The 23,110-nt window shown below is 51.2% G+C and carries 18 protein-coding genes and 1 tRNA gene; 18 read left to right on the top strand and 1 reads right to left on the bottom strand.

Going from position 1 to position 23,110, the window contains the following annotated elements; genetic code table 11:
* The first annotated feature begins 4 nt into the window (after positions 1-4).
* The 16 genes from argF to DWY84_RS10930 all read left to right on the top strand — a co-directional run bounded on the left by argF (position 5) and on the right by DWY84_RS10930 (position 18,657).
* A complete protein-coding gene (gene argF, locus DWY84_RS11005; protein ID WP_118533232.1) occupies positions 5-994 on the top strand; it encodes an ornithine carbamoyltransferase in 990 nt (329 codons plus the stop codon).
* 3 nt (positions 995-997) lie between these two features.
* Complete coding sequence (locus DWY84_RS11000; RefSeq protein WP_118533230.1) at positions 998-1,303, top strand: DUF6637 family protein; 306 nt, start codon at positions 998-1,000, stop codon at positions 1,301-1,303.
* A gap of 3 nt (positions 1,304-1,306) precedes the next feature.
* Positions 1,307-2,287 (top strand): biotin--[acetyl-CoA-carboxylase] ligase, encoded by a 981-nt coding sequence (locus DWY84_RS10995; protein WP_118533228.1) that lies wholly within the window; start codon positions 1,307-1,309, stop codon positions 2,285-2,287.
* A complete protein-coding gene (gene mutY / locus DWY84_RS10990) occupies positions 2,274-3,389 on the top strand; it encodes an A/G-specific adenine glycosylase (RefSeq protein ID WP_118533226.1) in 1,116 nt (371 codons plus the stop codon). The genes DWY84_RS10995 and mutY overlap by 14 nt, the downstream gene beginning before the upstream one ends.
* 33 nt (positions 3,390-3,422) lie before the next feature.
* Entirely contained in the window at positions 3,423-4,358 is a 936-nt protein-coding gene (locus DWY84_RS10985) for a YegS/Rv2252/BmrU family lipid kinase (RefSeq protein ID WP_118533224.1), read from the top strand.
* A 102-nt stretch (positions 4,359-4,460) separates the two neighbouring features.
* Positions 4,461-5,591, top strand: coding sequence for an RNA polymerase sigma factor RpoD (rpoD, locus tag DWY84_RS10980; protein ID WP_118533222.1), 1,131 nt, complete (start codon positions 4,461-4,463; stop codon positions 5,589-5,591).
* An 11-nt stretch (positions 5,592-5,602) separates the two neighbouring features.
* Positions 5,603-6,238 carry an epoxyqueuosine reductase QueH gene (locus DWY84_RS10975; RefSeq protein WP_118533220.1) on the top strand — a complete coding sequence of 212 codons (636 nt, stop codon included), beginning with the start codon at positions 5,603-5,605 and terminating at the stop codon, positions 6,236-6,238.
* Positions 6,239-6,336: 98 nt separating this feature from the next.
* Positions 6,337-6,603, top strand: a complete 267-nt coding sequence (locus DWY84_RS10970) for an HPr family phosphocarrier protein (RefSeq protein ID WP_118533218.1) — start codon at positions 6,337-6,339, stop codon at positions 6,601-6,603.
* Positions 6,604-6,891: 288 nt separating this feature from the next.
* Entirely contained in the window at positions 6,892-11,475 is a 4,584-nt protein-coding gene (gltB, locus tag DWY84_RS10965) for a glutamate synthase large subunit (RefSeq protein ID WP_347560789.1), read from the top strand.
* 13 nt (positions 11,476-11,488) lie between these two features.
* Positions 11,489-12,976, top strand: coding sequence for a glutamate synthase subunit beta (locus DWY84_RS10960; protein ID WP_118533216.1), 1,488 nt, complete (start codon positions 11,489-11,491; stop codon positions 12,974-12,976).
* A gap of 96 nt (positions 12,977-13,072) precedes the next feature.
* Positions 13,073-13,146 (top strand) — tRNA-Asp (locus DWY84_RS10955).
* Positions 13,147-13,619: 473 nt separating this feature from the next.
* Positions 13,620-13,958, top strand: coding sequence for a hypothetical protein (locus DWY84_RS10950; RefSeq protein ID WP_118533214.1), 339 nt, complete (start codon positions 13,620-13,622; stop codon positions 13,956-13,958).
* A gap of 12 nt (positions 13,959-13,970) precedes the next feature.
* Positions 13,971-15,845 (top strand): HlyD family efflux transporter periplasmic adaptor subunit, encoded by a 1,875-nt coding sequence (locus DWY84_RS10945; RefSeq protein ID WP_118533212.1) that lies wholly within the window; start codon positions 13,971-13,973, stop codon positions 15,843-15,845.
* Between the two features lie 12 nt (positions 15,846-15,857).
* Positions 15,858-16,565 carry an ABC transporter ATP-binding protein gene (locus DWY84_RS10940; protein WP_118533210.1) on the top strand — a complete coding sequence of 236 codons (708 nt, stop codon included), beginning with the start codon at positions 15,858-15,860 and terminating at the stop codon, positions 16,563-16,565.
* On the top strand, positions 16,549-17,724 hold the full coding sequence (locus tag DWY84_RS10935; protein ID WP_118533208.1) for an ABC transporter permease: 1,176 nt from the start codon (positions 16,549-16,551) through the stop codon (positions 17,722-17,724). Before DWY84_RS10940 ends, DWY84_RS10935 begins: the two co-directional genes overlap by 17 nt.
* A gap of 15 nt (positions 17,725-17,739) precedes the next feature.
* Positions 17,740-18,657, top strand: coding sequence for a hypothetical protein (locus DWY84_RS10930; RefSeq protein WP_118533206.1), 918 nt, complete (start codon positions 17,740-17,742; stop codon positions 18,655-18,657).
* A gap of 586 nt (positions 18,658-19,243) precedes the next feature.
* On the opposite strand, the gene DWY84_RS10925 is transcribed toward DWY84_RS10930, so the two are convergent.
* Positions 19,244-20,623 carry an MATE family efflux transporter gene (locus DWY84_RS10925; RefSeq protein WP_243024834.1) on the bottom strand — a complete coding sequence of 460 codons (1,380 nt, stop codon included), beginning with the start codon at positions 20,621-20,623 and terminating at the stop codon, positions 19,244-19,246.
* A gap of 332 nt (positions 20,624-20,955) precedes the next feature.
* Between DWY84_RS10925 and hflK the strand changes: the two genes are divergently transcribed.
* Positions 20,956-22,179 carry an FtsH protease activity modulator HflK gene (hflK, locus tag DWY84_RS10920; protein WP_243024833.1) on the top strand — a complete coding sequence of 408 codons (1,224 nt, stop codon included), beginning with the start codon at positions 20,956-20,958 and terminating at the stop codon, positions 22,177-22,179.
* Positions 22,180-22,202: 23 nt separating this feature from the next.
* Complete coding sequence (locus DWY84_RS10915) at positions 22,203-23,072, top strand: protease modulator HflC (protein ID WP_118533204.1); 870 nt, start codon at positions 22,203-22,205, stop codon at positions 23,070-23,072.
* The last annotated feature ends 38 nt before the right edge of the window (positions 23,073-23,110 follow it).

Below are 23,110 nucleotides of genomic sequence, written 5' to 3'. Positions count from 1 at the left end.
AATTATGAACTTAAAGGGAAGACATTTTCTGACACTGAAGGATTACACTCCGGAGGAGATCATGTACCTTCTGAACCTTTCCGCAGAGGTAAAGCGCAAGAAAAAAGAGGGCATTCCGGTAGATAACTACAGAGGCAAAAATGTGGCTCTGATCTTCGAGAAGACCAGTACCAGAACCAGATGCTCCTTCGAGGTTGCAGCACATGACATGGGCATGGGAACCACCTACCTGGATCCGTCAGGTTCCCAGATTGGAAAGAAAGAGAGCATTGCGGATACCGCCCGTGTGCTGGGACGCATCTACGATGGTATCGAGTACCGCGGTTTTGGACAGGAGATCGTGGAGGAGCTTGCGAAATACGCAGGTGTTCCGGTATGGAATGGTCTGACCAACGAGTATCATCCGACCCAGATGCTGGCAGACATGCTGACTGTCCGTGAGCAGCTTGGCCGCTTAAAGGGCGTGAAGTTCGTATACATGGGCGATGCCCGCTACAACATGGGCAATTCCCTGATGATCGTCTGCTCCAAGCTGGGTCTCCACTTTGTAGCATGCGCTCCGAAGAAATATTTCCCGAACCCGGAGCTGGTAGCTCAGTGTGAGGAGTACGCAAAGGCATCCGGCGGTACCATCACCCTGACCGAGAACGTGGAAGAGGGCACCAGGGGCGCTGACGTAATCTGCACCGATGTATGGGTATCCATGGGTGAGCCGGATGAGGTATGGGAGGAGCGTATCCGTGACCTGACTCCGTACAAGGTAACCTCTGCTGTTATGAAGAACGCTGGCGAGAAGGCAATCTTCTTACACTGCCTGCCGTCCTTCCATGACTTAAAGACCAAAATCGGCGCTGAGATGGGCAAACGTTTCGGCATCACCGATATGGAGGTAACGGACGAGGTATTCGAGTCTGAGCAGTCTAAAGTCTTTGATGAGGCAGAGAATCGCATGCATACCATCAAGGCTGTTATGATGGCAACTCTTGGAGTGTAATTTATGGCAGGGCAGGAGAAAAAACGTAATCCGCGCAATGCTGCGCTGATTCTGGACCTGCTGCATATCGTGATCGGCATTCTTGTTGTTATCTGCGCCATCCTGGCGTTTTTGGATCCGGAGGGGAACAGTATTCTGTTCCCCGTGATTTTCTGGCTGGCCGCCGTGTTAAACGGTGTGATGGGCGGATTTCGGATCAGAATGAGCGGACACGACAGAAAGAAGCAGGCGGGGGGAGCGGCCCAGTGCCTGCTGGCAGTGATCCTGACGATACTGGGCGCGCTAAGTGCCATCAGCATCTGGAGGTAAAGATTGAAAAACGAAATTTTAAAATGTTTAAAAGAGACAGACGGCTATGTTTCTGGTCAGGAACTCTGTGAACGTCTCGGGGTATCCCGCACAGCGGTGTGGAAGGTGATCCGCCAGCTTGAAGCGGAGGGGTATGAGATCGAGGCAGTGCGCAACCGGGGGTACCGTTTACATGACAGCGCGGATATCTTAAATGAAGCAGAAATCCGCGCTGTATTAACTTCCGGCTGGCTGGGACAGAATGTAAAGTTTTTTGAAGAGATCGATTCCACCAACAATGAAGTGCGCCGCATGGCGGAGCAGGGCGCGCCGGAGGGTACTCTGGTGGTGGCAGAGATCCAGACGGCCGGAAAGGGCAGAAGAGGACGCAGATGGGATTCTCCCAAGGGCAGCGGGATCTGGCACAGCTTCCTGTTACGTCCGGAGTTTGCGCCGGAACATGCTTCCATGCTGACCCTTCTTGCGGCCATGGCTGTGCGGAAATCCGTGAGCGATGTAACCGGCCTGGAGTGTCTGATCAAATGGCCGAATGATATTGTGGTGAATGGCAAAAAAATCTGTGGGATCTTAACAGAGATGAGCACGGAGGAGGATTCCATCCGTTATGTGGTGGTAGGAATCGGCATCAATGCCAATACCCTGGACTTTCCGGAGGAAATCCGCGCTACGGCTACCTCCCTGGCCCTGGAGCTGGGGCATCCGGTCCACCGCGCGGCACTGATCAATGGCGTGATGTGTGCCTTTGAGGAATATTATGACATTTACCGTGAAACACTGGATATGAGCCGGCTGAAAGAAAGCTACAATCATGAACTGGTCAATGTTGAGCGGGAGGTAAAGGTGCTGGCGCCGGGAGGCGATTATACCGGAATTTCCCACGGAATCAATGACGCGGGCGAGTTGATTGTAGAGCTTGCGGACGGCACCATCCGGGAGGTCAATTCCGGAGAAGTGTCAGTAAGAGGAATTTATGGATATGTATGACGCAAAACAGCTGTATGACCGCTTAAAGGTTTCTGAGCGTGATGATGAGACACTGGATCTGGATGCCAGGCTGCGGGCCATGAATGGTCCGCTGCTTGCCTGGTATGAGGAACACGCCCGTATCCTTCCCTGGAGAGAAAACCCGGAAGGCTACCGTGTCTGGATCTCGGAGATCATGCTGCAGCAGACCAGGGTAGAAGCGGTCAAACCCTATTTTGAACGGTTTCTTGAGGCGCTGCCGGATGTGGCTTCGCTGGCATCTGTGGAGGATGACCGGCTGATGAAGCTCTGGGAGGGCCTCGGTTACTATAACCGGGCGCGCAATTTGAAAAAGGCGGCCGGAGTGATCATGGAGGAATATGGCGGAACGATGCCGGAGCAGTATGATGAGTTGTTAAAGCTTCCGGGAATTGGAAGCTACACGGCCGGGGCAGTGTCTTCCATCGCGTTCGGTCATCCGGTTCCCGCAGTTGACGGCAATGTACTCCGGGTTATTTCCAGAGTGACGGCCAGCCGGGAAGATATTTTAAAGGCTTCCACGAAAAAGTGGATGGAGACCCATCTTCGGGGGACCATGCCGAAGGACCGGGCCAGTCATTTCAATCAGGGACTCATTGAGATCGGTGCCATCGTGTGTGTGCCAAATGGTGCGCCTCACTGCGCGGAATGTCCGCTTGAATCCATCTGCCTTGCAAAGCGCCATGATCTGATCGGGGAGATCCCGGTCAAGACACCGCCGAAAAAACGCCGTCTGGAAGATAAGACGGTCTGCATTCTGGAGTGCGGGGACCAGGTGGGCTTAAACAAGCGGGATGACAGCGGCCTTCTGGCATCCCTCTATGAGCTGCCGAACCGCGCGGGGCATCTCGCGCCGGAGGAGGTGCCGGAGGCTTTTGGCCTGGATCCGGGGGAGATTGTGGAGCTGGAGCCGGTTGGTCCGGCCAAACATATCTTCTCCCATGTGGAGTGGCACATGACGGGTTACCGGGTACGGTTAAAGAACGGAATCCCGAAAGCTTACATTGCGGCGGAAAAAGAAGATCTGAAAACGATTTATGCCCTGCCGAATGCCTTTGGCAGGTATACAAAGATGATAGAATGACGATAATGAAGAGAAGGAGGCTGGCAGCATCATATGGCTAAGAAAAAACAGATGCTTCTGATCATTAATCCGAGATCCGGAAGAGAGAAGATCCGCTTAAAACTTCTGGATATTCTGGATGCTTACACAGGTGCCGGGTATCAGGTGCAGGTGCATGTGACCCAGAAAGCCCTCGATGCCAGAGACGCGGTACTTAGGTATGGCGCGAAAAAGGATCTGATTGTGTGCAGCGGCGGTGACGGAACCTTAAATGAAGTGATCTCTGGCATAATGGAGCTTGAAAAACCGATTAGTCTGGGCTATATCCCTGCCGGTTCTACGAATGATTTCGCTTCCAGCTTAAAGCTTCCAAAGCAGATGATGCCGGCGGCCCTGAATGCCGTGAATGGCAGCCCCTACGCCATTGATATCGGACATTTTTGCGAAGACCGGTATTTTGTCTATGTGGCGGGATTTGGCGCATTCACGGAGGTTTCCTACCTGACGCCTCAGGACAAGAAAAACCTGCTGGGACATCAGGCCTATATTCTGGAAGGCGTGAAAAGCCTGGCCTCCATCAAATCCTATTCCATGAAGATTTCCTGTCCGGAAGAAACACTGGAGGGGGAGTTTATTTATGGCATGGTGACAAACACAGTCAGTGTAGGCGGCTTTAAAGGCCTGGTAAACCAGAACGTGGCGCTCAATGACGGACTGTTTGAGGTGCTTCTCATCCGCACGCCCAAAACACCGCTGGAGCTCAGCGGTATTGTGACCGGACTTTTGATGAGGGAAGGGGAAAACAGCGATCTGGTTTATAAATTTAAAACGAACGTGCTTACCATTCACGCACAGGAGCCGGTAGACTGGGTTCTGGACGGCGAATTTGGCGGAACCCGGACAGACGTGGTCATTCAGAATCTTCCACAGCAGATCATGATCCTGTGCCCGCCGGCATCAAGGGGTCAGACCAGAAAAAACAGAGAATAAAAACAGAGAATAATGAAAATAATTGTTGAAATCTGACGCTGGATATTATATAATGGTTTGTTGTGTAGGCTTTCGTAAACCTTCAACTGAAAGGATGTTACTGTGGAAAAAGACGATTTTTTAGATAAGCTGAAAAGGCTGGTAGAAGTTGCCAAAACAAAGCATAATGCATTGGACATCACGGAGATCAATGACTTTTTTAAAGGGGAAAACCTTAGTCCTGAGAAGATGGAGCAGATATACAGCTTCCTCGAGGAGAAAAATATTGACGTAGTCCCTGTCATTGATGACGCTGCCCTTGCAGATGACAGTCTGCTTCTCGACGATGATGACGTCGATATGGACGACAGCTTCATGAAAGACTCCGAGGATATCGAGTTAGATGCGGTAGATCTGCTTGAGGGAATCGGAACCGAGGATCCGGTCCGCATGTATTTGAAGGAGATCGGTACCGTACCGCTGCTGACCACAGAGGAAGAACTTACGCTTGCAAAGCGCAAGGCAGAAGGCGATGAATATGCCAAAGAACGCCTGATTGAGGCAAACCTCCGTCTGGTAGTCAGTATCGCAAAGCGTTACACCGGACGCGGCATGAGCTTCCTTGACCTGGTTCAGGAGGGAAACCTGGGCCTTATCAAAGGTGTAGAGAAGTTTGACTATACAAAAGGATATAAGCTGAGTACATATGCGACTTGGTGGATCAGACAGTCTGTAACCCGTGCGCTCGCGGACCAGGCGCGTACGATCCGTGTACCGGTGCATATGGTTGAGACCATCAACAAGATGTCAAAGATGCAGCGCAAGCTGACTCTGGAGCTGGGCTATGAGCCGTCTGTGACAGAGCTTGCCGACGCCCTCGAGATGTCAGAAGACAAGGTTATGGAGATCATGCAGATCGCCAGAGAACCAGCTTCCCTGGAAACCCCGATCGGTGAGGAAGATGATTCCAATCTGGGTGATTTCGTAGCGGACAGCAATGTAGTGACTCCGGAAGGCAACGTTGAGAACGTTATGTTAAGAGAGCATATCGATTCCCTTCTGAAAGACTTAAAGGAGCGTGAGCGTCAGGTCATCGAACTGCGTTTCGGTTTAAAAGACGGTCATCCGCGTACCCTGGAAGAAGTCGGAAAAGAGTTTAACGTTACCCGTGAGCGTATCCGTCAGATCGAGGCAAAGGCCCTCAGAAAGCTGCGTAATCCGGTGCGGAGCAAACGCATCCGTGATTTCCTGTAAATGGAGATACTATGAACCGCAGAAATTATCAGCGCGAGCTGGAAGCAGTCATAAAAGAAAATGAGAGCAAGAGTCGGGTTCCCCGGCTCTTGTTGCATAGTTGCTGCGCGCCATGCAGCAGCTATGTACTGGAATATTTATCCGATTATTTTGAGATTACGGTATTTTACTATAATCCCAATATTTCTCCGGCAGAGGAATATGAAAAACGGGCAGCGGAGCAGCAGCATCTGATCCGTGAGCTGCCTGCGAAGCATCCCATTCATCTGGTGGTGGGAGCATATGAGCCGGAACGCTTTTACGCGGTAAGCCGCGGTCTGGAACAGGTGCCGGAGGGCGGGGAACGCTGTTTTCGGTGCTTTCGCCTGCGCCTGGAGGAGGCGGCGAAAATGGCGGCAGAGGGCGGATTCGATTACTTTGCCACCACCCTTACCATCAGTCCTTTAAAGAATGCCCAGAAGCTGAATGAAATCGGGGAAGAACTCTCTGAACTTTATAAAGTGGAGCATCTGCCATCTGATTTCAAAAAGAAAAACGGTTACAAAAGGTCGGTAGAATTGTCCGCACTGTACGGACTATACCGGCAGAATTATTGTGGATGCGTTTTCTCAAAGCGTGACGCCGAAGAGAGGCTTCATGATTCTTAAAAAGAGGATAGGTAGATTCTGGAAGAATCTTGACACTTTTCGTGATTTGTAATAAAATTTATAGAGATTTGAAATCAATTCTAAAGGAGACGTGAACTATGCTTAGTAAGAATTTAACAGTTGTAAATCCGTCCGGACTTCATTTAAGACCGGCAGGCGTTTTATCCCAGACTGCTATGAAATTCAAATGTGATGTTATCATCGAGTGCGGGGAGAAGAGAATCATCGCAAAGAGTGTATTAAACGTAATGGCAGCAGGCATCAAGTCCGGCACTGAGATTACACTGATCTGTGACGGTGAGGATGAGGCAGCAGCTATGGAGACCGTAAGCAAGGCAATTGAGAGCGGTCTTGGCGAAATGTAAGTCTTCTTTGAGCAGATAAAAGCAAACAAACTGTGAGGAAAAGGTACTCTTCGGAAGAATATTCCGGAAAGTACCTTTTTTCTGTGCAAAAAGGCTATGAAATCCTGTTTTTTTTCGTGAAAAACAAAAGAAAATAAATAAATTGACAATTTAACTTTCAAAAAAGGATTTACAAATGAAAAAATGTGTAGTATTATGCAGGAAAGATTACACAAGGAAATCGCGAGGGCGCGAAAATTCATTTTGAATTTTCGTGCCCTTTTTATTTCATTAGAAAGGAAATGATTTATGGACAGCGATCAGAGAACCTTAACAAAATCCCCAGACACACTGGATCACCAGACAAAAGCTCCGGGTCTTTATGATCCGAGCTTTGAGCATGACAACTGCGGTATCGGTGCCGTAGCCAATATCAAGGGTATTCCGAGCCACCGCACCGTGGAGCAGGCCCTTCACATTGTAGAAAATCTGGAACACCGCGCAGGTAAGGACGCGGAGGGAAAGACCGGAGACGGTGTCGGCATCATGCTGCAGATCTCCCACAAATTCTTTAAGAAAGTGACAAAGCCGCTGGGCATTGAGCTTGGCGAGGCCCGGGAGTACGGTGTCGGCATGTTCTTCTTCCCCCAGGATGAGCTTGCCAGAAATCAGGCAAAGAAGATGCTGGAGGTTATCGTCCAGAAGGAAGGACTGAAGTTCCTTGGCTGGAGAACCCTTCCGACCCATCCGGAGGAGATTGGTGACAAGGCCGTGGAAAAGATGCCTTACATTATGCAGGGCTTTATCGGAAAGCCTGCAGAGGTGGAAAAAGGATTGGACTTTGACCGCCGTCTGTATGTGGCACGTCGTGTATTTGAGCAGAGCAACGACGATACGTATGTCGTATCCATGAGTAGCCGTACCATTGTATACAAGGGTATGTTTTTGGTAAAGGAGCTGCGTCAGTTCTTTGAGGATCTGCAGGACCCGGATTACGAGTCCGCCATCGCAACCGTGCATTCCCGCTTCAGCACCAACACAAACCCGAGCTGGATGCGCGCCCATCCGAACCGTATCATCGTACATAACGGTGAGATCAATACCATCCGCGGCAACGTAGACAAGATGATGGCCCGTGAAGAAAACATGGAGACCAAGTTTTTCAAGTCCGACATGTACAAGGTTCTGCCGATCATCAGCCAGGAAGGTTCTGACTCCGCAATGCTGGATAACGCGTTGGAGTTCATGGTCATGAGCGGCATGGAGCTTCCGATGGCCGTGATGATCCTGATTCCGGCTCCGTGGCAGCATGACCGGTTCATGCCCCAGGAGGTCAGGGATTTCTACCGCTACTACGCAACCATGATGGAGCCGTGGGATGGCCCGGCCTCCATTGTATTCAGTGATGGAGATGTGATGGGTGCGGTTCTCGACCGCAATGGCCTGCGTCCGTCCCGTTACTACATTACGGATGATGACCAGGTGATCCTGGCTTCCGAGGTTGGCGCAATCGACATCGACCAGTCTCATGTGGTGAAGAAAGAGCGCTTAAGACCGGGCAAGATGCTCCTGATTGATACCGTGAAGGGTGAATTGGTAGGGGATGAAGAATTAAAGCTTCGCTACGCATCCCGTCAGCCCTATGGCGAGTGGCTGGATGTCCAGATGGTGGAACTCAAAGATCTGCCGATCCCGAACAAGGGAGTGCCGGAGCTTACAAAGAAGCAGCGCGCGCAGCTTCAGAAGACCTATGGTTATACCTATGAGCAGTACAAGACCATGATCCTTCCGATGGCATTAAACGGTGCTGAGGCAGTATCCGCCATGGGTGCGGACAGCCCGTTAGCCGTACTTTCCAAAAAGCATCAACCGCTGTTTAACTACTTCAAACAGCTCTTCGCCCAGGTAACCAATCCGCCGATTGATGCCATCCGTGAGGAGATCGTAACCTCCACCACGGTCTATGTCGGTGAGGAGGGCAATGTTCTGGAGGAGGCTCCGGAAAACTGCCACATCTTAAAGGTAGATAACCCGATCCTGACCTGCACCGATCTGTTAAAAATTAAATATATGAAGAAACCGGGATTCAAGGTGGAAGTGATCCCGATTACCTATTATAAGAATACTTCCCTGGCCAAGGCTATTGACCGCCTGTTCCTGGAGGTGGATCGTGCGCATCGTGATGGCGTGAACATCATCATCCTGTCTGACCGCGACATCGATGAGAACCATGTGCCGATTCCGTCCCTGTTAGCCGTATCTGCCCTCCAGCAGCATCTGGTAAAGACCAAGAAGCGCACTTCCATGGCACTGATCCTGGAGAGCGGAGAGCCGAGAGAGGTACATCACTTTGCAACCCTGCTTGGCTTTGGCGCAAGTGCCATCAACCCGTATCTGGCTCAGGAGTCGGTTCACTATCTGATTGAGTCCAAGATGCTGGATAAGGATTATTACGCAGCGGTAAATGATTACAACTCCGCAGTCCTCCACGGCATTGTCAAGATCGCGTCCAAGATGGGTATTTCCACCATCCAGTCCTATCAGGGAGCCCAGATCTTCGAGGCCATCGGTATCTCCAAAGAGGTCATCGCCAAGTACTTTACCAACACCGTCAGCCGTGTGGGCGGTATCACTCTGGAAGATATTGCAAACGATGTGGATGTGCTGCATTCCACCGCATTCGATCCGCTGGGTCTGGATGTGGATCTGACCCTGGAGAGTGTGGGAAGCCACAAAGAGCGCTCCGGACAGGAAGAGCATCTTTACAATCCGCGCACCATCCATCTGCTTCAGCAGGCGGCATGGACCGGAAATTATGAGATCTTTAAAGAGTACAGCCATGTGCTGAATGAAGAAGAGCAGACCATCAATCTGCGCAGCCTCATTGACTTTAACTTTGATGAAAACGGCGGCATCCCGATTGATGAGGTTGAGAGCGTGGATTCCATTGTGAAGCGGTTTAAGACCGGTGCCATGTCCTATGGTTCCATTTCCCAGGAAGCCCATGAGACCCTGGCTATTGCCATGAACCGTCTGGGCGGCAAGTCCAACACCGGTGAGGGTGGTGAGAGCCTGGAGCGCCTGGTTCCGGGACCGAAGAACAACAACCGCTGTTCTGCCATCAAGCAGGTGGCATCCGGACGTTTTGGTGTAACTTCCCGCTACCTGGTAAGTGCCCAGGAAATCCAGATCAAGATGGCGCAGGGCGCGAAGCCTGGTGAGGGCGGACAGCTTCCGGGCGGAAAAGTATATCCGTGGGTAGCTAAGACCCGTCATTCAACAACCGGTGTCGGCCTGATCTCCCCGCCGCCGCATCACGATATCTACTCCATCGAGGATCTGGCACAGTTGATTTACGACTTGAAGAACTCCAACACCAGAGCAAGAATCTCCGTCAAGCTGGTATCGGAAGCAGGTGTGGGAACCGTAGCAGCCGGTGTTGCAAAGGCAGGAGCCCAGGTTATCCTGGTATCCGGCTTTGATGGCGGTACCGGCGCGGCTCCGAGAAACTCCATCTACAATGCGGGACTTCCGTGGGAGCTTGGCGTGGCTGAGGCACACCAGATCCTGATCATGAACGGCCTGCGTGACAAAGTCATTCTGGAGACCGATGGTAAGCTGATGACTGGCCGTGATGTGGCTATTGCCTGCATTCTGGGTGCCGAGGAGTTCGGTTTCGCAACCGCTCCGCTGGTAACCATGGGCTGCGTCATGATGCGTGTCTGCAACCTGGATACTTGTCCGGTGGGCATCGCGACTCAGAACCCGGAGCTGAGAAAACGCTTCAAGGGCAAACCGGAGTATGTGGTAAACTTCATGCATTTCGTAGCACAGGAGCTGCGTGAATATATGGCAAAGCTCGGTGTGCGTACCGTGGACGAGCTGGTGGGACGCACCGATTTATTAAAGAAGAAAGAGCACATTCCGTCTGAGCGCGCGAACAAGGTAGATTTAAGCAATATCCTTGGAAATCCCTACGAGGGCATGCATTTCCGCGGATACCGCGACAAGCTGGAGTACGACTTCAAGCTGGATCAGACTATTGATGAGCAGGTATTCTTAAAGCAGTTAAAAACCGCCCTGAACAAGGGACAGAAGAAGAGCCTGAAGGTAGATGTCTCCAACGTAGACCGTACCCTGGGAACCATTTTTGGTTCCGAGATTACCAGACAGTATCCGGACGGACTGCCGGAGGATACCTTTACCATTCAGTGTAACGGCAGCGGTGGACAGAGCTTTGGCGCCTTCATTCCGAAGGGCCTGACCCTGGAGCTTTGTGGCGACAGCAATGACTACTTCGGAAAAGGTTTGTCCGGCGGTAAGCTGATCGTATATCCGCCGAAAAATGTGAAATTTAAGGCAGAAGATAACATCGTGATTGGAAACGTTGCCCTGTACGGCGCTACCAGCGGAAAGGCGTACATCAACGGCGTGGCCGGTGAACGTTTCTGCGTCCGCAACTCTGGCGCAACGGCAGTGGTTGAGGGCGTTGGCGATCATGGCTGTGAGTATATGACCGGAGGACGCGTGGTTGTTCTTGGTACCACCGGAAAGAACTTCGCAGCCGGCATGAGCGGTGGAATTGCTTATGTACTGGATGAGAAGCGTGATCTGTACAAGCGGCTTAATAAGGAATTGGTTTCCCTGGAGGAAGTAACGAACAAGTATGATGTCCAGGAACTGAAAGAGATGATCCAGGATCATGTGGCATACACAGGCTCTGCGCGCGGAAAAGAGATTCTGGACCACTTTGGCGAGTACCTGCCGAAATTCAAGAAGGTAATGCCTCATGACTACCGCCGCATGATGAACACCATCGTACAGATGGAAGAGAAGGGCTTAAGCAGTGAGCAGGCCCAGATCGAGGCATTCTACGCAAATCAGAGAAAGTAAGGAGGAGAGGACGATGGGAAAGCCAACAGGATTTTTAGAATATGACAGAGTAAACGGCAAGGCGGCTGCACCACTGGAGCGCATCAAGAACTTCAATGAGTTCCACACTCCTTTGACAGAGGCACAGCAGAGAAAACAGGGCGCGCGCTGCATGGAGTGCGGCGTCCCCTTCTGCCAGTCCGGTATGATGATGAACGGTATGGTGTCCGGCTGCCCGCTCCACAACCTTGTTCCGGAGTGGAATGACCTGGTGTACACCGGAAACTGGGGTCAGGCTTACAACCGCCTGAAAAAGACCAACAGCTTTCCGGAGTTTACCAGCCGTGTGTGCCCGGCTCCCTGCGAGGCAGCCTGCACCTGCGGCCTGAACGGAGATCCGGTCAGCATCAAGGAAAATGAGCATGCCATCATTGAAAAGGCGTATGAGACTGGCGAGGCAGGACCGAGACCGCCGAAGCTGCGCACTGATAAAAAAATCGCAGTCATCGGCTCCGGCCCGTCCGGCCTGGCTGCGGCAGACCAGTTAAACAAGCGCGGTCACAATGTCACCATGTTTGAGCGGGAGGACCGCGTAGGCGGCCTTTTAATGTACGGCATTCCGAATATGAAGCTGGAAAAGCAGATCATTGACCGCAAGATCAATGTGATGAAGGAAGAGGGCGTGACCTTTGTGACCAGCGCCAATGTCGGAAAGAACTACAAGGCTGCAAAGCTGTTAAAGGAATTTGACAGCGTGGTTCTGGCCTGCGGCGCATCCAATCCGCGGGATATCAATGTGCCGGGCCGTGACGCGGAGGGCATTTACTTTGCGGTAGACTTCTTAAAATCCACCACAAAGAGCCTGTTAAACTCCAATCTGGAGGACGGCAACTACATTTCCGCCAAGGATAAGCATGTCATCGTCATCGGCGGCGGCGATACCGGAAACGACTGTGTCGGAACCGCCATCCGCCATGGCTGCGCTTCCGTGAGCCAGCTGGAGATGATGCCGAAGCTTCCGGAGAAGCGCACCGAGAACAACAGCTGGCCGGAGTGGCCGCGCGTCTTAAAGACCGATTACGGCCAGGAAGAGGCCATTGCCGTGTTCGGCCATGACCCGCGCATCTACCAGACTACCGTGAAGGAGTTTGTGAAGGATGAGAGCGGAAAGCTGGTAAAGGCCATCCTCATCAGCCTGAAGGCAGAGAAGAACCCGGAGACTGGACGCATGTCCATGGTGCCGGTGGAAGGCTCTGAGAAGGAGGTACCGGCAGACCTGGTGCTGATCGCGGCAGGATTTTTAGGTGCCCAGAGCTATGTTGCAGACGCATTCGGCGTAGAACTGAATGCCCGTACTAACGTAGCAACCGAAGCCGGAAAATATGCCACCAATGTAGAGAAGGTATTCACCGCAGGCGATATGCACCGGGGACAGTCCCTGGTGGTATGGGCAATTCATGAAGGCCGCAATGTGGCAAAAGAAGTGGATAAATATCTGATGGGATATACAAACCTGGCGTAACATTTGCCTGTAAAAATAAAAAAATCCGCTTGACAGGAAGTCGGTCATCTTATATAATGTTGTTATTGCATGAGCAATACATACAATTTATAAGATGGCCTGGTGGCTCAGCTGGTTAGAGCGCCGCCCTGTCACGGCGGAGGTCGTGGGTTCGAACCCCATCCGGGTCGTTAAAAAAGAAGTCTGGCAGCAGACTTCTTTTTTGCGTAAATAAAAATTTAAGAGCAATACCAATATAGGTCCGAAGCCGGTAATCCCGGCATACCGCTGCGCAAAATATGGGTATTGTGTTCGGACGATGCAGCTGACAGATGTTTGCGGATAGTCGGACGAATCGTCCGCCTCCCTCAAACACCAGTCGCTGCATAGCCGGACACGTATACCCATATTTATGCTCCGCGGAATGCCGGGATAACCGGCTTCTGCTGTATTGCTCCCGCTAAGAGAGAAATAAAATCAGCCAGAACGGTACTGATAAAAGCCATGAATTCCAGATTTTACCAATACTGTTCTGGCTGTGTTTTTTACTACCGTAGAATAACCAGGAAAGCAGAAGCAGGCCGGGGTGGAATCCTGCGTAGCATAAATAGAAGTGCAACGTGTCCGGCTATGTGGCGACTGACGTTTTCGGGAGGCGGACATCTTGTCCGACTATCCGCAAACGGCTGTCAGCCACATCGTCCGAACACGGCACTTATATTTTGCGCAGCGGGATACCACCCCGGCCTGCTTCGGACCTTTTGTGACTATTCTTAAATTGTTATTTCCTCACAAACATTATAGCTCCAGTGATGTCATGACGCCGACCTCCATCACCCTGGATGACGGGCAGGAATACAAGCTGAGCAGTTCCGAGATGCAGTTTGCCTTCTCTGTCTATGGTTCCATTCGTGTGGGAGACCGGGTAACGCTGATCTGTGAGAAGAGTGAGAATTCCAACGGCGACGCGACCTACACCGTTGTGGATTACGTGGAAGATTAAGGGAGGCCGGATATGTTTGAGAAATTATCTGCGAAATTTGGAAAGGCACCATCTGCAGCGGACTATGAAGGGAAAAATGGAACAGGCGGAGCGAGCGGTTCTGGAAATGCTGGAAAAGCATCTGGAAAAAAAGGAAAACAGCTCAGTGGTAAAAATAGAAAGAAGCGTGTGCTGCTGATCGCCGCAGGAGTGGCAGTTCTTGCGGGCGGCGGTTTGTTCTGGCACAGCCACAGCGCAAAGGCAAAAATGGCCAGCGCAAAAACGGGAGAGCAAAAGACAGCCATAGCCACCGTGGGAACCCTGACTTCGGAACTGACTTCCTCTGGCACCATTTCCCCAAAAGATACCTATACCATTACTTCTCTGGTGGAGGGAACCGTGCTGACGGCAGATTTTGAGGAGGGAGATCAGGTAACGGAAGGACAGGTGCTTTATCAGATTGATGCTTCCTCCGTAGAGTCAGATCTGAAATCCTCAGAAAATTCCCTGGCCCGTGCAAATAAGAGCTATCAGCAGGCGTTGGAGGACTACCAGGAAGCAGTCAGCAATTACAGCGGCAATACTTATAAGTCTACCCGCACCGGATTTATTAAAAAATTAAATATCCAGGTGGGAGATAAGGTGGGTTCCAATACAGATCTGGCGGAGCTTTATAATGACCAGACTATGAAGCTGAAGGTTCCGTTTCTGGCAGGGGAAGCTGCGGTTATCCCGGCGGGAAGCCAGGCTGTGGTCACCCTGACCGACACCGAGGAGCAGCTTACGGGTGTGGTTACGGCAGTCAGCAACATGGATGAGGTACTGGATGGCGGGCGCATCGTCCGCTACGTTACTATGGAGGTGGAAAACCCGGGCGGCCTGACCACATCCCACAATGCCACCGTTACCATCGGTGAATTTGTCTGCTGCAGTGAGGGCACTTTTGAGGCCATGACCGATACCACCATGAAGGCATCCATTACCGGAAACGGCAGTCTGGAGGTTGAGGAGCTTCTGGTGCATGAGGGTGACTATGTGACCTCCGGCACGCCGCTGTTCCGCATTAAGAGTAAGGATGTGGAAGACATTCTGGATTCCTATCAGGATGCGGTGGACCAGGCTCAGGAGAAGATTGAGTCGGCCCAGAGCAATGCGGACAATAAGCAGGAAACCTACGATAATTATACCATTACCGCGCCGATCTCCGGCCAGGTCATCACCAAGAACGTGAAGGCAGGAGACAAGATTGCCCGAAGCTCCAGCAGCTCCACTTCGACCCTGGCAGTCATTTATGATCTGTCTGAGGTAACCTTCGAGATGTCTGTGGATGAGCTGGATGTGGGCCGGGTCAAGGTGGGCCAGACGGTCAATGTCACGGCGGACGCCATTGAAGGAAAAACTTTTACAGGCAAGGTCACTAACATCAGCCTGCAGAGCTCCCAGAGTAACGGCGTTACCAACTATCCGGTTACTGTGACTCTGGATGAGGTGGGAGACCTGCTTCCGGGTATGAACGTGGATGGAACTATCATCCTGGATCAGGTGGATGATGCGCTGATGATTCCGGTGGATTCCCTGATGCGTGGCAACCGCGTGTATGTGAAGGATGACAGCGTGACCAGACAGCAGGGCAACATACCGGCCGGATTTAAGGCAGTGGATGTGGAGACAGGAATCAGCAATGATGATTACGTGCAGATCACAAGCGGTCTTTCCGAGGGTGATGAGGTCTATGTGGATTCCGCGTCCAGCAATACCAGCACCGATATGTTCCAGATGGGCGGAATGGGCGGTCCTGACGGCGGCATGGGAGGCGGCCCTGGCGGCGGAAATGGCGGACAGGGCGGAAACGTCGGCAGCCGTGGCGGTGGAAATGGCGGAAACCGCGGTGGCGGCGGAATGCCGTAAAGGAGAGTATAGATGGCAGAACCTTTGATCGAATTAAAAGACATTTACAAAATATATCATATGGGAGATGAGCAAGTCCGTGCCAATGACGGCATCTCCCTTACCATCAACCGCGGCGAGTTCGTGGCGATTGTGGGAAAGTCCGGCAGCGGAAAATCCACCCTCATGAACATCATCGGCGCGCTGGATGTGCCCACCTCCGGCAGTTATCTGCTGGGCGGTGAGGATGTAGACCAGATGAGCGATGACCAGCTAGCAGACATCCGCAACCGGATGATCGGCTTCATTTTCCAGCAGTACAACCTGCTTCCAAAATCCAACCTTCTGGAAAATGTGGAGCTTCCGCTTCTGTATGCGAAGGTTCCGGCAGAGGAGCGGCGGGAGCGTGCCATGCGTTCCCTGGAGCGGGTCGGACTGGCAGATAAATGGAAGAACATGCCGAACCAGCTATCCGGCGGCCAGCAGCAGCGTGTCTCCATTGCCCGGGCCCTGGCAGGAGATCCGTCCCTGATCCTGGCGGATGAGCCAACTGGCGCGCTGGATTCCAAAACCAGTCATGAAGTATTGAATTTTCTGAAGGAACTCAACAAAGAAGGAAACACCATCGTCATGATCACCCACGACAATGCCATTGCCCTGGAGGCAAAGCATGTGGTGCGGATCCACGATGGAAAGATCAATTTTAATGGAGATGTGAAAGACTATGCTGCAATCATTTAAGCTGGCCATCAAGAGTATCTGGAGCAACAAGATGCGCTCCTTTCTGACCATGCTGGGCATTATCATCGGCGTGGCTTCGGTTATCATTCTGGTAAGTCTGGTGAACGCCTACATGTCCTATATGACAGAAAGCTTTGCAAGCCTCGGAACAAACCAGATCAGCGTAAATATGGTCAATCTTCCGTCCCGGTCAGTAGCGGTGGATGAGATGTATGCGTTTTATGAGGAAAATACCGAAAGCTTTGACCATATGACGCCCATGGTGAGCATCAGTGCTACCGTAAAAAACGGCACGGACTCTATGACTTCTACATCAGTGAACGGCATCAGTGAGGATTATCTCGGCATCAAGGACTGGACGCTGGCCTATGGGCGCAACATTCAGTATGCTGACATTACCGCACGGCACAAGGTCTGCCTGATCGGTGCTTATGTGGCAGATGAGCTGTACGGAAGTGCAGAGAAGGCTTACGGCGAGACCATCAAGGTAAACGGATATGCGTTTCAGATTGTGGGCGTGGTGGAACAGCAGGACGATACACTGGAAGAGGGCGGCACCGATGATTTTCTGTTCATGCCCTACAGCTGCGCGGTTAAGATGGCCCGCAATGCCAGCATCAACAATTATACCTTTACAATCCGCGATCTGTCCGCGGCAACGGAAGGCAAGAACCTGATCGAAAATTTCCTGTATGAAAAATTCAAAAATGAAGATTTGTATACAGTCACGGCTATGAGTGAGATGCTGGATTCCTTAAACAGCATGATTGCCATGGTATCGGCAGGCCTGGGCGGCATTGCCGGAATCTCCCTGCTGGTGGCAGGCGTCGGCGTTATGAACATCATGCTGGTGTCAGTCACAGAGCGGACAAGAGAAATCGGCATCCGCAAGGCACTGGGAGCAAAGCGGAGCGTCATTATGCAGCAGTTTGTTATTGAAGCGGCGGTGACCAGTTCACTGGGCGGTGTGATCGGAATTCTGCTGGGAAGCATTGCCACCTCCACCATTGGAGCACTGGCCGGGCTAAACGCGACGCCAACCCCGATGGCCGTGATCGTGTCCTTCAGTGTGTCTGTGGGAATCGGCCTGCTGTTTGGATATATGCCTGCAAGCCGCGCGGCAAAGCTGAACCCGATCGATGCGCTGCGGAGTGAGTAAGGAAGGAGAGAGAGCATGAGCAAAAAAGAATTTCGAGACAAAAAATCGTTTTCTGGAGATGTCCGGCAGAAATCATGTTTTGTTTCAGGCTTTTGCAGAGAGATGTCATTTGCTGCTTACAGATGCCTGCGAAAGTCTGTGCCAGCCACTGCTGCGGCAGCAGTAGTGCTTGCGTCTGCGTTTGTGACTGTCCCGCAGTTTCCATCCTACGCATCCGATAAAGCCGTGGAGACTGTCTACCTTGGTACCCCGGCTCATGTCTGGTGGGAGACGGACACTACCGGCAAGTGGTCTTCCGTTTCAAAAGCCCATGAGTATCAGGTGAAATTATACATAGCAGACAGCGTGGACCGGGATGAAGACAACTGGCGCAAGGTGGATTTCGATGATGAAAGCATGGAAGAAGCCGAGTGCGTCATGACAAAGCGCACCGGGGAAACCTCCTGCGATTTCAGCGCCTACATGGATGACCTTCACACCTACTTCTTCGTGGTGCGGGCCACACCAAAAGTCAGCGAGCAGGCCTATGTGAAAGCCGGTTGTTGGGTAGGTTCCCCGGACGCAGACTATCGCGCAGCTCAGGTAATCGGCTATACAGATGGCAAGTGGCGCAACTATCTGGAAGGAAGCCGCTACCAGTTAGAGGACGGAAGCTACCTCGGCGCAGGCTGGCAGCGCATCGAAGCCAGTTGGTACCTGCTCGATGACCAGGGCTACCGCCTCACCGGCTGGCAGGAGCGGGACGGAAACCGCTATTACCTGGGCGAAACCGGCCAGATGGCCACCGACTGGTTCGTCTGGAACGATAACTGGTACTACGCCGACAAAACTGGCGCCATGCAGACCGGCTGGGTCATGACCGAGCCAGGGAAATATTATTATATGGATGAGAATGGTGTATGGAAGGAAGACGCTGTGAGAAATGAAGAATGATTGGATTTTGCGGTAAACGTATCATTGATTTTGGACTGTTATCCGTGGCAATTTTTAAAGGGAGATTACAACGCCGCAGTGCTGTAGTCTCCCTTTGTAACTGATTTTATCGTTGTCCGCCAACACTCCAGCCCATACGTCTGGAATCACTATCAGGTTTTGTCGTTGCCTGCCAACCCTCCGGCCTGCATCACAGCCCTCGACCAGATCCGGGAGCAGGAATATGCAGAAGTATGTGCAGGAATAGCCATGGTTCTGCTTTTTGTTGCCTGAGCAACTGTCCAAAAGTACCAAATCCTCTCAGTTATGATAGAAACAGAAAAAATTGAGAGGACGATGGATATGAAAAATTTAAAGAAGAAAATTTTAGGTGCAGTGTTTGGTGTATTTGCGGCAATCAGTCTGACAGTTCCGTCCTATGCGGCAGTTTGTGTGTCCGGCAGCGCAGATTCGCTGCAGCAGGATCCGCATTATAAAGAGGTGTCGGAAATTGCGGAGGGCTTATCGGAATGTATGCCGAATGAGGCGCAGAAAAAATATGTATACAGTGTAACTATGACCAGAATTTTTTATGCCGGAAAGCTATTCAGACCTGAACTGCCAGATTTTTCAGCCATTTCTTCTGGCGATAACGCAGGTAACCGAGGATGGCCTTATAAATTTCTTCGGTCAGAACCAGGGCATATACGCCGTAGATTGGCAGATTCCACAGGAATGCACCTAAAAATGCAAGCGGAACGCCGAGAAACCATACGCCGCTGGTATCTAAAAACAGACACATCTTTGTATCACCGCCGCTTCTGAGCACACCCACAACGTTGACATAGTTAAACATTTTCGCAGGCATGTAGAGGGCGAAGACCAGCAGGCACCGGTTTACATCCTGAGCAACCTGTGGCGTGATATTGTAAATTCCGATGATCTTCCAGCGGCCTAAGACCAGCAGAATATCAGCTGTCACAGTGACCAGAAACTGCAGGATGAAAAACTGAGTGGCATATTTTTCAGCCTGTTTTATGTGTCCGGCGCCCAGTTCATGTCCAAGAATTACGGCTGTCGCAGCGCTCAGGCCCTGAAAGAGTACAACTGCGATGTCCTGTATCGTAGTGGCAATGGTAATGGCGGCCACTGCGTCATCACCCATACGTCCGTAGGCCAGAGAGTACATGGTCGTTCCCAGTCCCCACATAAATTCGTTGGCGATGACCGGGGCAGAGGTCTCCACAAAACGGAAGATAAAGGATTTGGACCAGCCAAACATGCCCCTTGGACCGCAGGCTAAAGCAAGCTTCTTTCCATATACATAACCAAGAACCAGAATCAGTTCAATGCATCTTGCGATCAGAGTCGCGCAGGCCGCACCGGCAACACCCATAGCCGGGGCTCCGAGTTTTCCAAAGATCAGCACATAGTTTAAGCAGATATTAAGACCGATGGCAATACAGCTGCAGATCAGCGGAAACATGACGATATTGGTAGCACGAAGCATTGCCACATATACATTGGTAAGAGCAAGGAATGGATAGGCAATGGCTGCGATCCGCAGATATTGTGCTCCCAGTGCGATGCTGCTTTCGCTGGTAGTAAAGATCCTCATGACCATTTTCGGATTGCTCAGGCTCGGAATTACAAAAAACAGAGCACCGGTCAGTGCCAGAAGTATAGAAAGTCCGAGGACTTTCCGGATATGTTTGACATCACTGTTCCCCCAGAATTGGGCAGCTAAAATACCGCCGCCACTGACAATTCCGAATACCAGCAGAGAAAATACGAAAAATACCTTGTTTGCGAGGCCGACAGCTGCAATCGCTGTAGATCCCAAGCCTCCGATCATAAGGGTGTCTACCATATTTACAATGGTGTTTAACATTCCCTGCAATGCGACAGGGCATGCAATCATAAGTGCTTTTTTCAGGAAAGGCCCATCCTGTAGCATTTCCCTTGTTTTGTTGAATAATCCTCCCATGTTCTTCTCCGTTTGTTCTTATTTACATTCTGGCTGAGTCCCATCTTCTGTTTTTGTTTTCGGGGTATAAAAAAAGCAGTTAGACATTTAGCCTAACTGCCGGTAGGTACTCACCCACTGGGATTATACTGAAAAGAGGTGGGTTTGTCAACAAACAGTTACAGAGCTCAGAGCTTATTATGAAAATAGGCAGCACTGTTATCAAAGTTAAAAACAGACTAAGATCGTATTTTGGGGTGTTATTATGAAAAAAATATGCTATACTTGTTAAGAAACTGACAAGAAAAATCATCATTCTAATACAGAAGTGATACAACGCGAGGAGGAATTTCATGAACCAGAATCCATTTGGGGGTCAGGATCCGTTTGAGTATCTGCGCAGGCAGATGGAAGAACAGCTGCGGCAGAAGCAGCAGAAGAACCAGTGGCAGAAGCAACAGTCCGGAGGCGCAAACCAGAACCGGCAAAATGGCAGTGCGGGCGGTTCAAAAAATGAAGAACCGGAACGCTTTGATTCCGACGGCAATCCTATAAAGAACAAAAAGAAAAAACTCCGTCTGTTCCGCAATACCGGAGTGGCTGTTGCGGTGGTGGCGCTGGCTATGATTGGCATCAACAGCTACTATGTCCTTGATGAGGAAAACTACGCGGTGGTGACAACCCTTGGAAGTCCCCAGGCAGAGTCCCAGGCGGGACTGCATTTTAAGATTCCGTTCATTCAGAATGTGACCATGGTTTCCAAGGGCATCAAAGGCATGCCGATCGGCTATATTCCGGAGAGTGGCGAGTCGGTGGATGAGGAATCCATCATGATCACCAAGGATTTCAACTTTGTTAACACCGACTTCTATCTGGAATACATGGTGAATGATCCGGTGAAGTATCTGTATGCTTCTTCAGATCCGGAGGCTACCCTGAAAATGCTGGCGCAGTCCTACATCCGTGATACGGTAGGCATCTATAATGTGGACGATGTCATTACCACCGGAAAAGCGGTGATCCAGTCGGAAATCAAGGAGAAGCTGACCAACCGCATGATCGCGGAAGATATCGGGCTTTCTGTGGTAAACATCACCATTCAGGACGCGTTCCCTCCAACAGAGGAGGTCTTAAGCGCATTTAAAAATGTAGAAAACGCGAAGCAGGGCAAGGAGACGGCCATCAACAATGCCAACAAGGACCGCAATGAGAAGATTCCCCAGGCAGAGGCTGAGTGCGACCAGATCATCAAGAACGCGGAGGCAGAAAAGGAAGCCCGCATCAACGAGGCTCAAGGCCAGGTGGCACGTTTTGAGCAGATGTACACGGAGTACAGCAAGTACCCGCTTATCACAAAGCAGCGTATGTTCTACGAGACCATGGAGGATGTGCTTCCGTCCATGAAGGTTTACATTGTGGATGAGAGCGGTACCCAGAAAATGCTGCCCCTTGACAGTTTTACATCCGCAATGCAGTCAGCAGGCAGCGGAGCAGCGGAAACTGGAAACAGCAATACCAAAGCAGACGGCAACAGTACCGGGCAGGCCGCAGATACTGATTCTGCGAATGCACAGTAGGACACGGAAGGAGGAAGTTCATCATGAAAAAAATAGCAAAAGCCTTCAGCGGCCTGATCATCATTGCGGCATTGTTTGTTTTAGGAAATTCCCTGGTCATCACCTACCCGGATGAATATATGATCGTGCGCCAGTTCGGTGAGATCGTCCGTGTAGTAGAGACTCCTGGCGTTTCCGTAAAGATCCCATTCGTGCAGACCAGTGCGCCGATCCCGAAAGCACTTCAGATTTATGATATCCCGAAATCGGATGTCATCACGAAGGATAAAAAGAGTATGATCGCGGATGCCTTTGTTCTCTGGAAGATTTCCGATCCGGTGCTCTTCACCCGCCATTTAAATGGCCAGGTAGCCCAGGCCCAGTCCCGTATTGCGGCATCGGTCTTTTCTTCCATGAAGTCTGTGATTTCCAACATGGATCAGACAGAAATCATCGAGAACCGTGATGGAAAGCTGGCAGAAGATATCAAAGATAACATCGGCGCTTCCCTGGATGGATACGGCATAGAGGTTCTGGCGGTAGAGACGAAATCCCTGGATATGCCGGATGATAACAAACAGTCCGTGTACGACCGTATGATCTCGGAACGAAATAACATTGCAGCTTCCTACACAGCCCAGGGTAATTCCTCCGCTCAGAAGATCAAGAACGACACCACGAAAGAGGTATCCGTCATGAAGTCCGAAGCCAATGCCGAGGCAGAGAAAATCAAGGCAGAAGGCGAGGCCCAGTACATGCAGATCCTCTCCAATGCCTACAACGATGCCAGCAAGGCAGACTTCTACAACTTCGTCCGTGCTCTGGACGCAGCCAAAGCATCCTTAAAGAACGGAAACAACACCCTGATCCTGGACAAGAGTTCGCCAATCACACAGGTATTCTACGGATATTAACAATTTAAGAATAGTCGCGAAAGGTCCGAAGCAGGCCG

It is taken from the genome of Clostridium sp. AF27-2AA (assembly GCF_003478505.1).
Lineage (GTDB): Bacteria > Bacillota > Clostridia > Lachnospirales > Lachnospiraceae > Brotaphodocola.
This window is presented reverse-complemented; position numbering and strand designations above follow the sequence as displayed.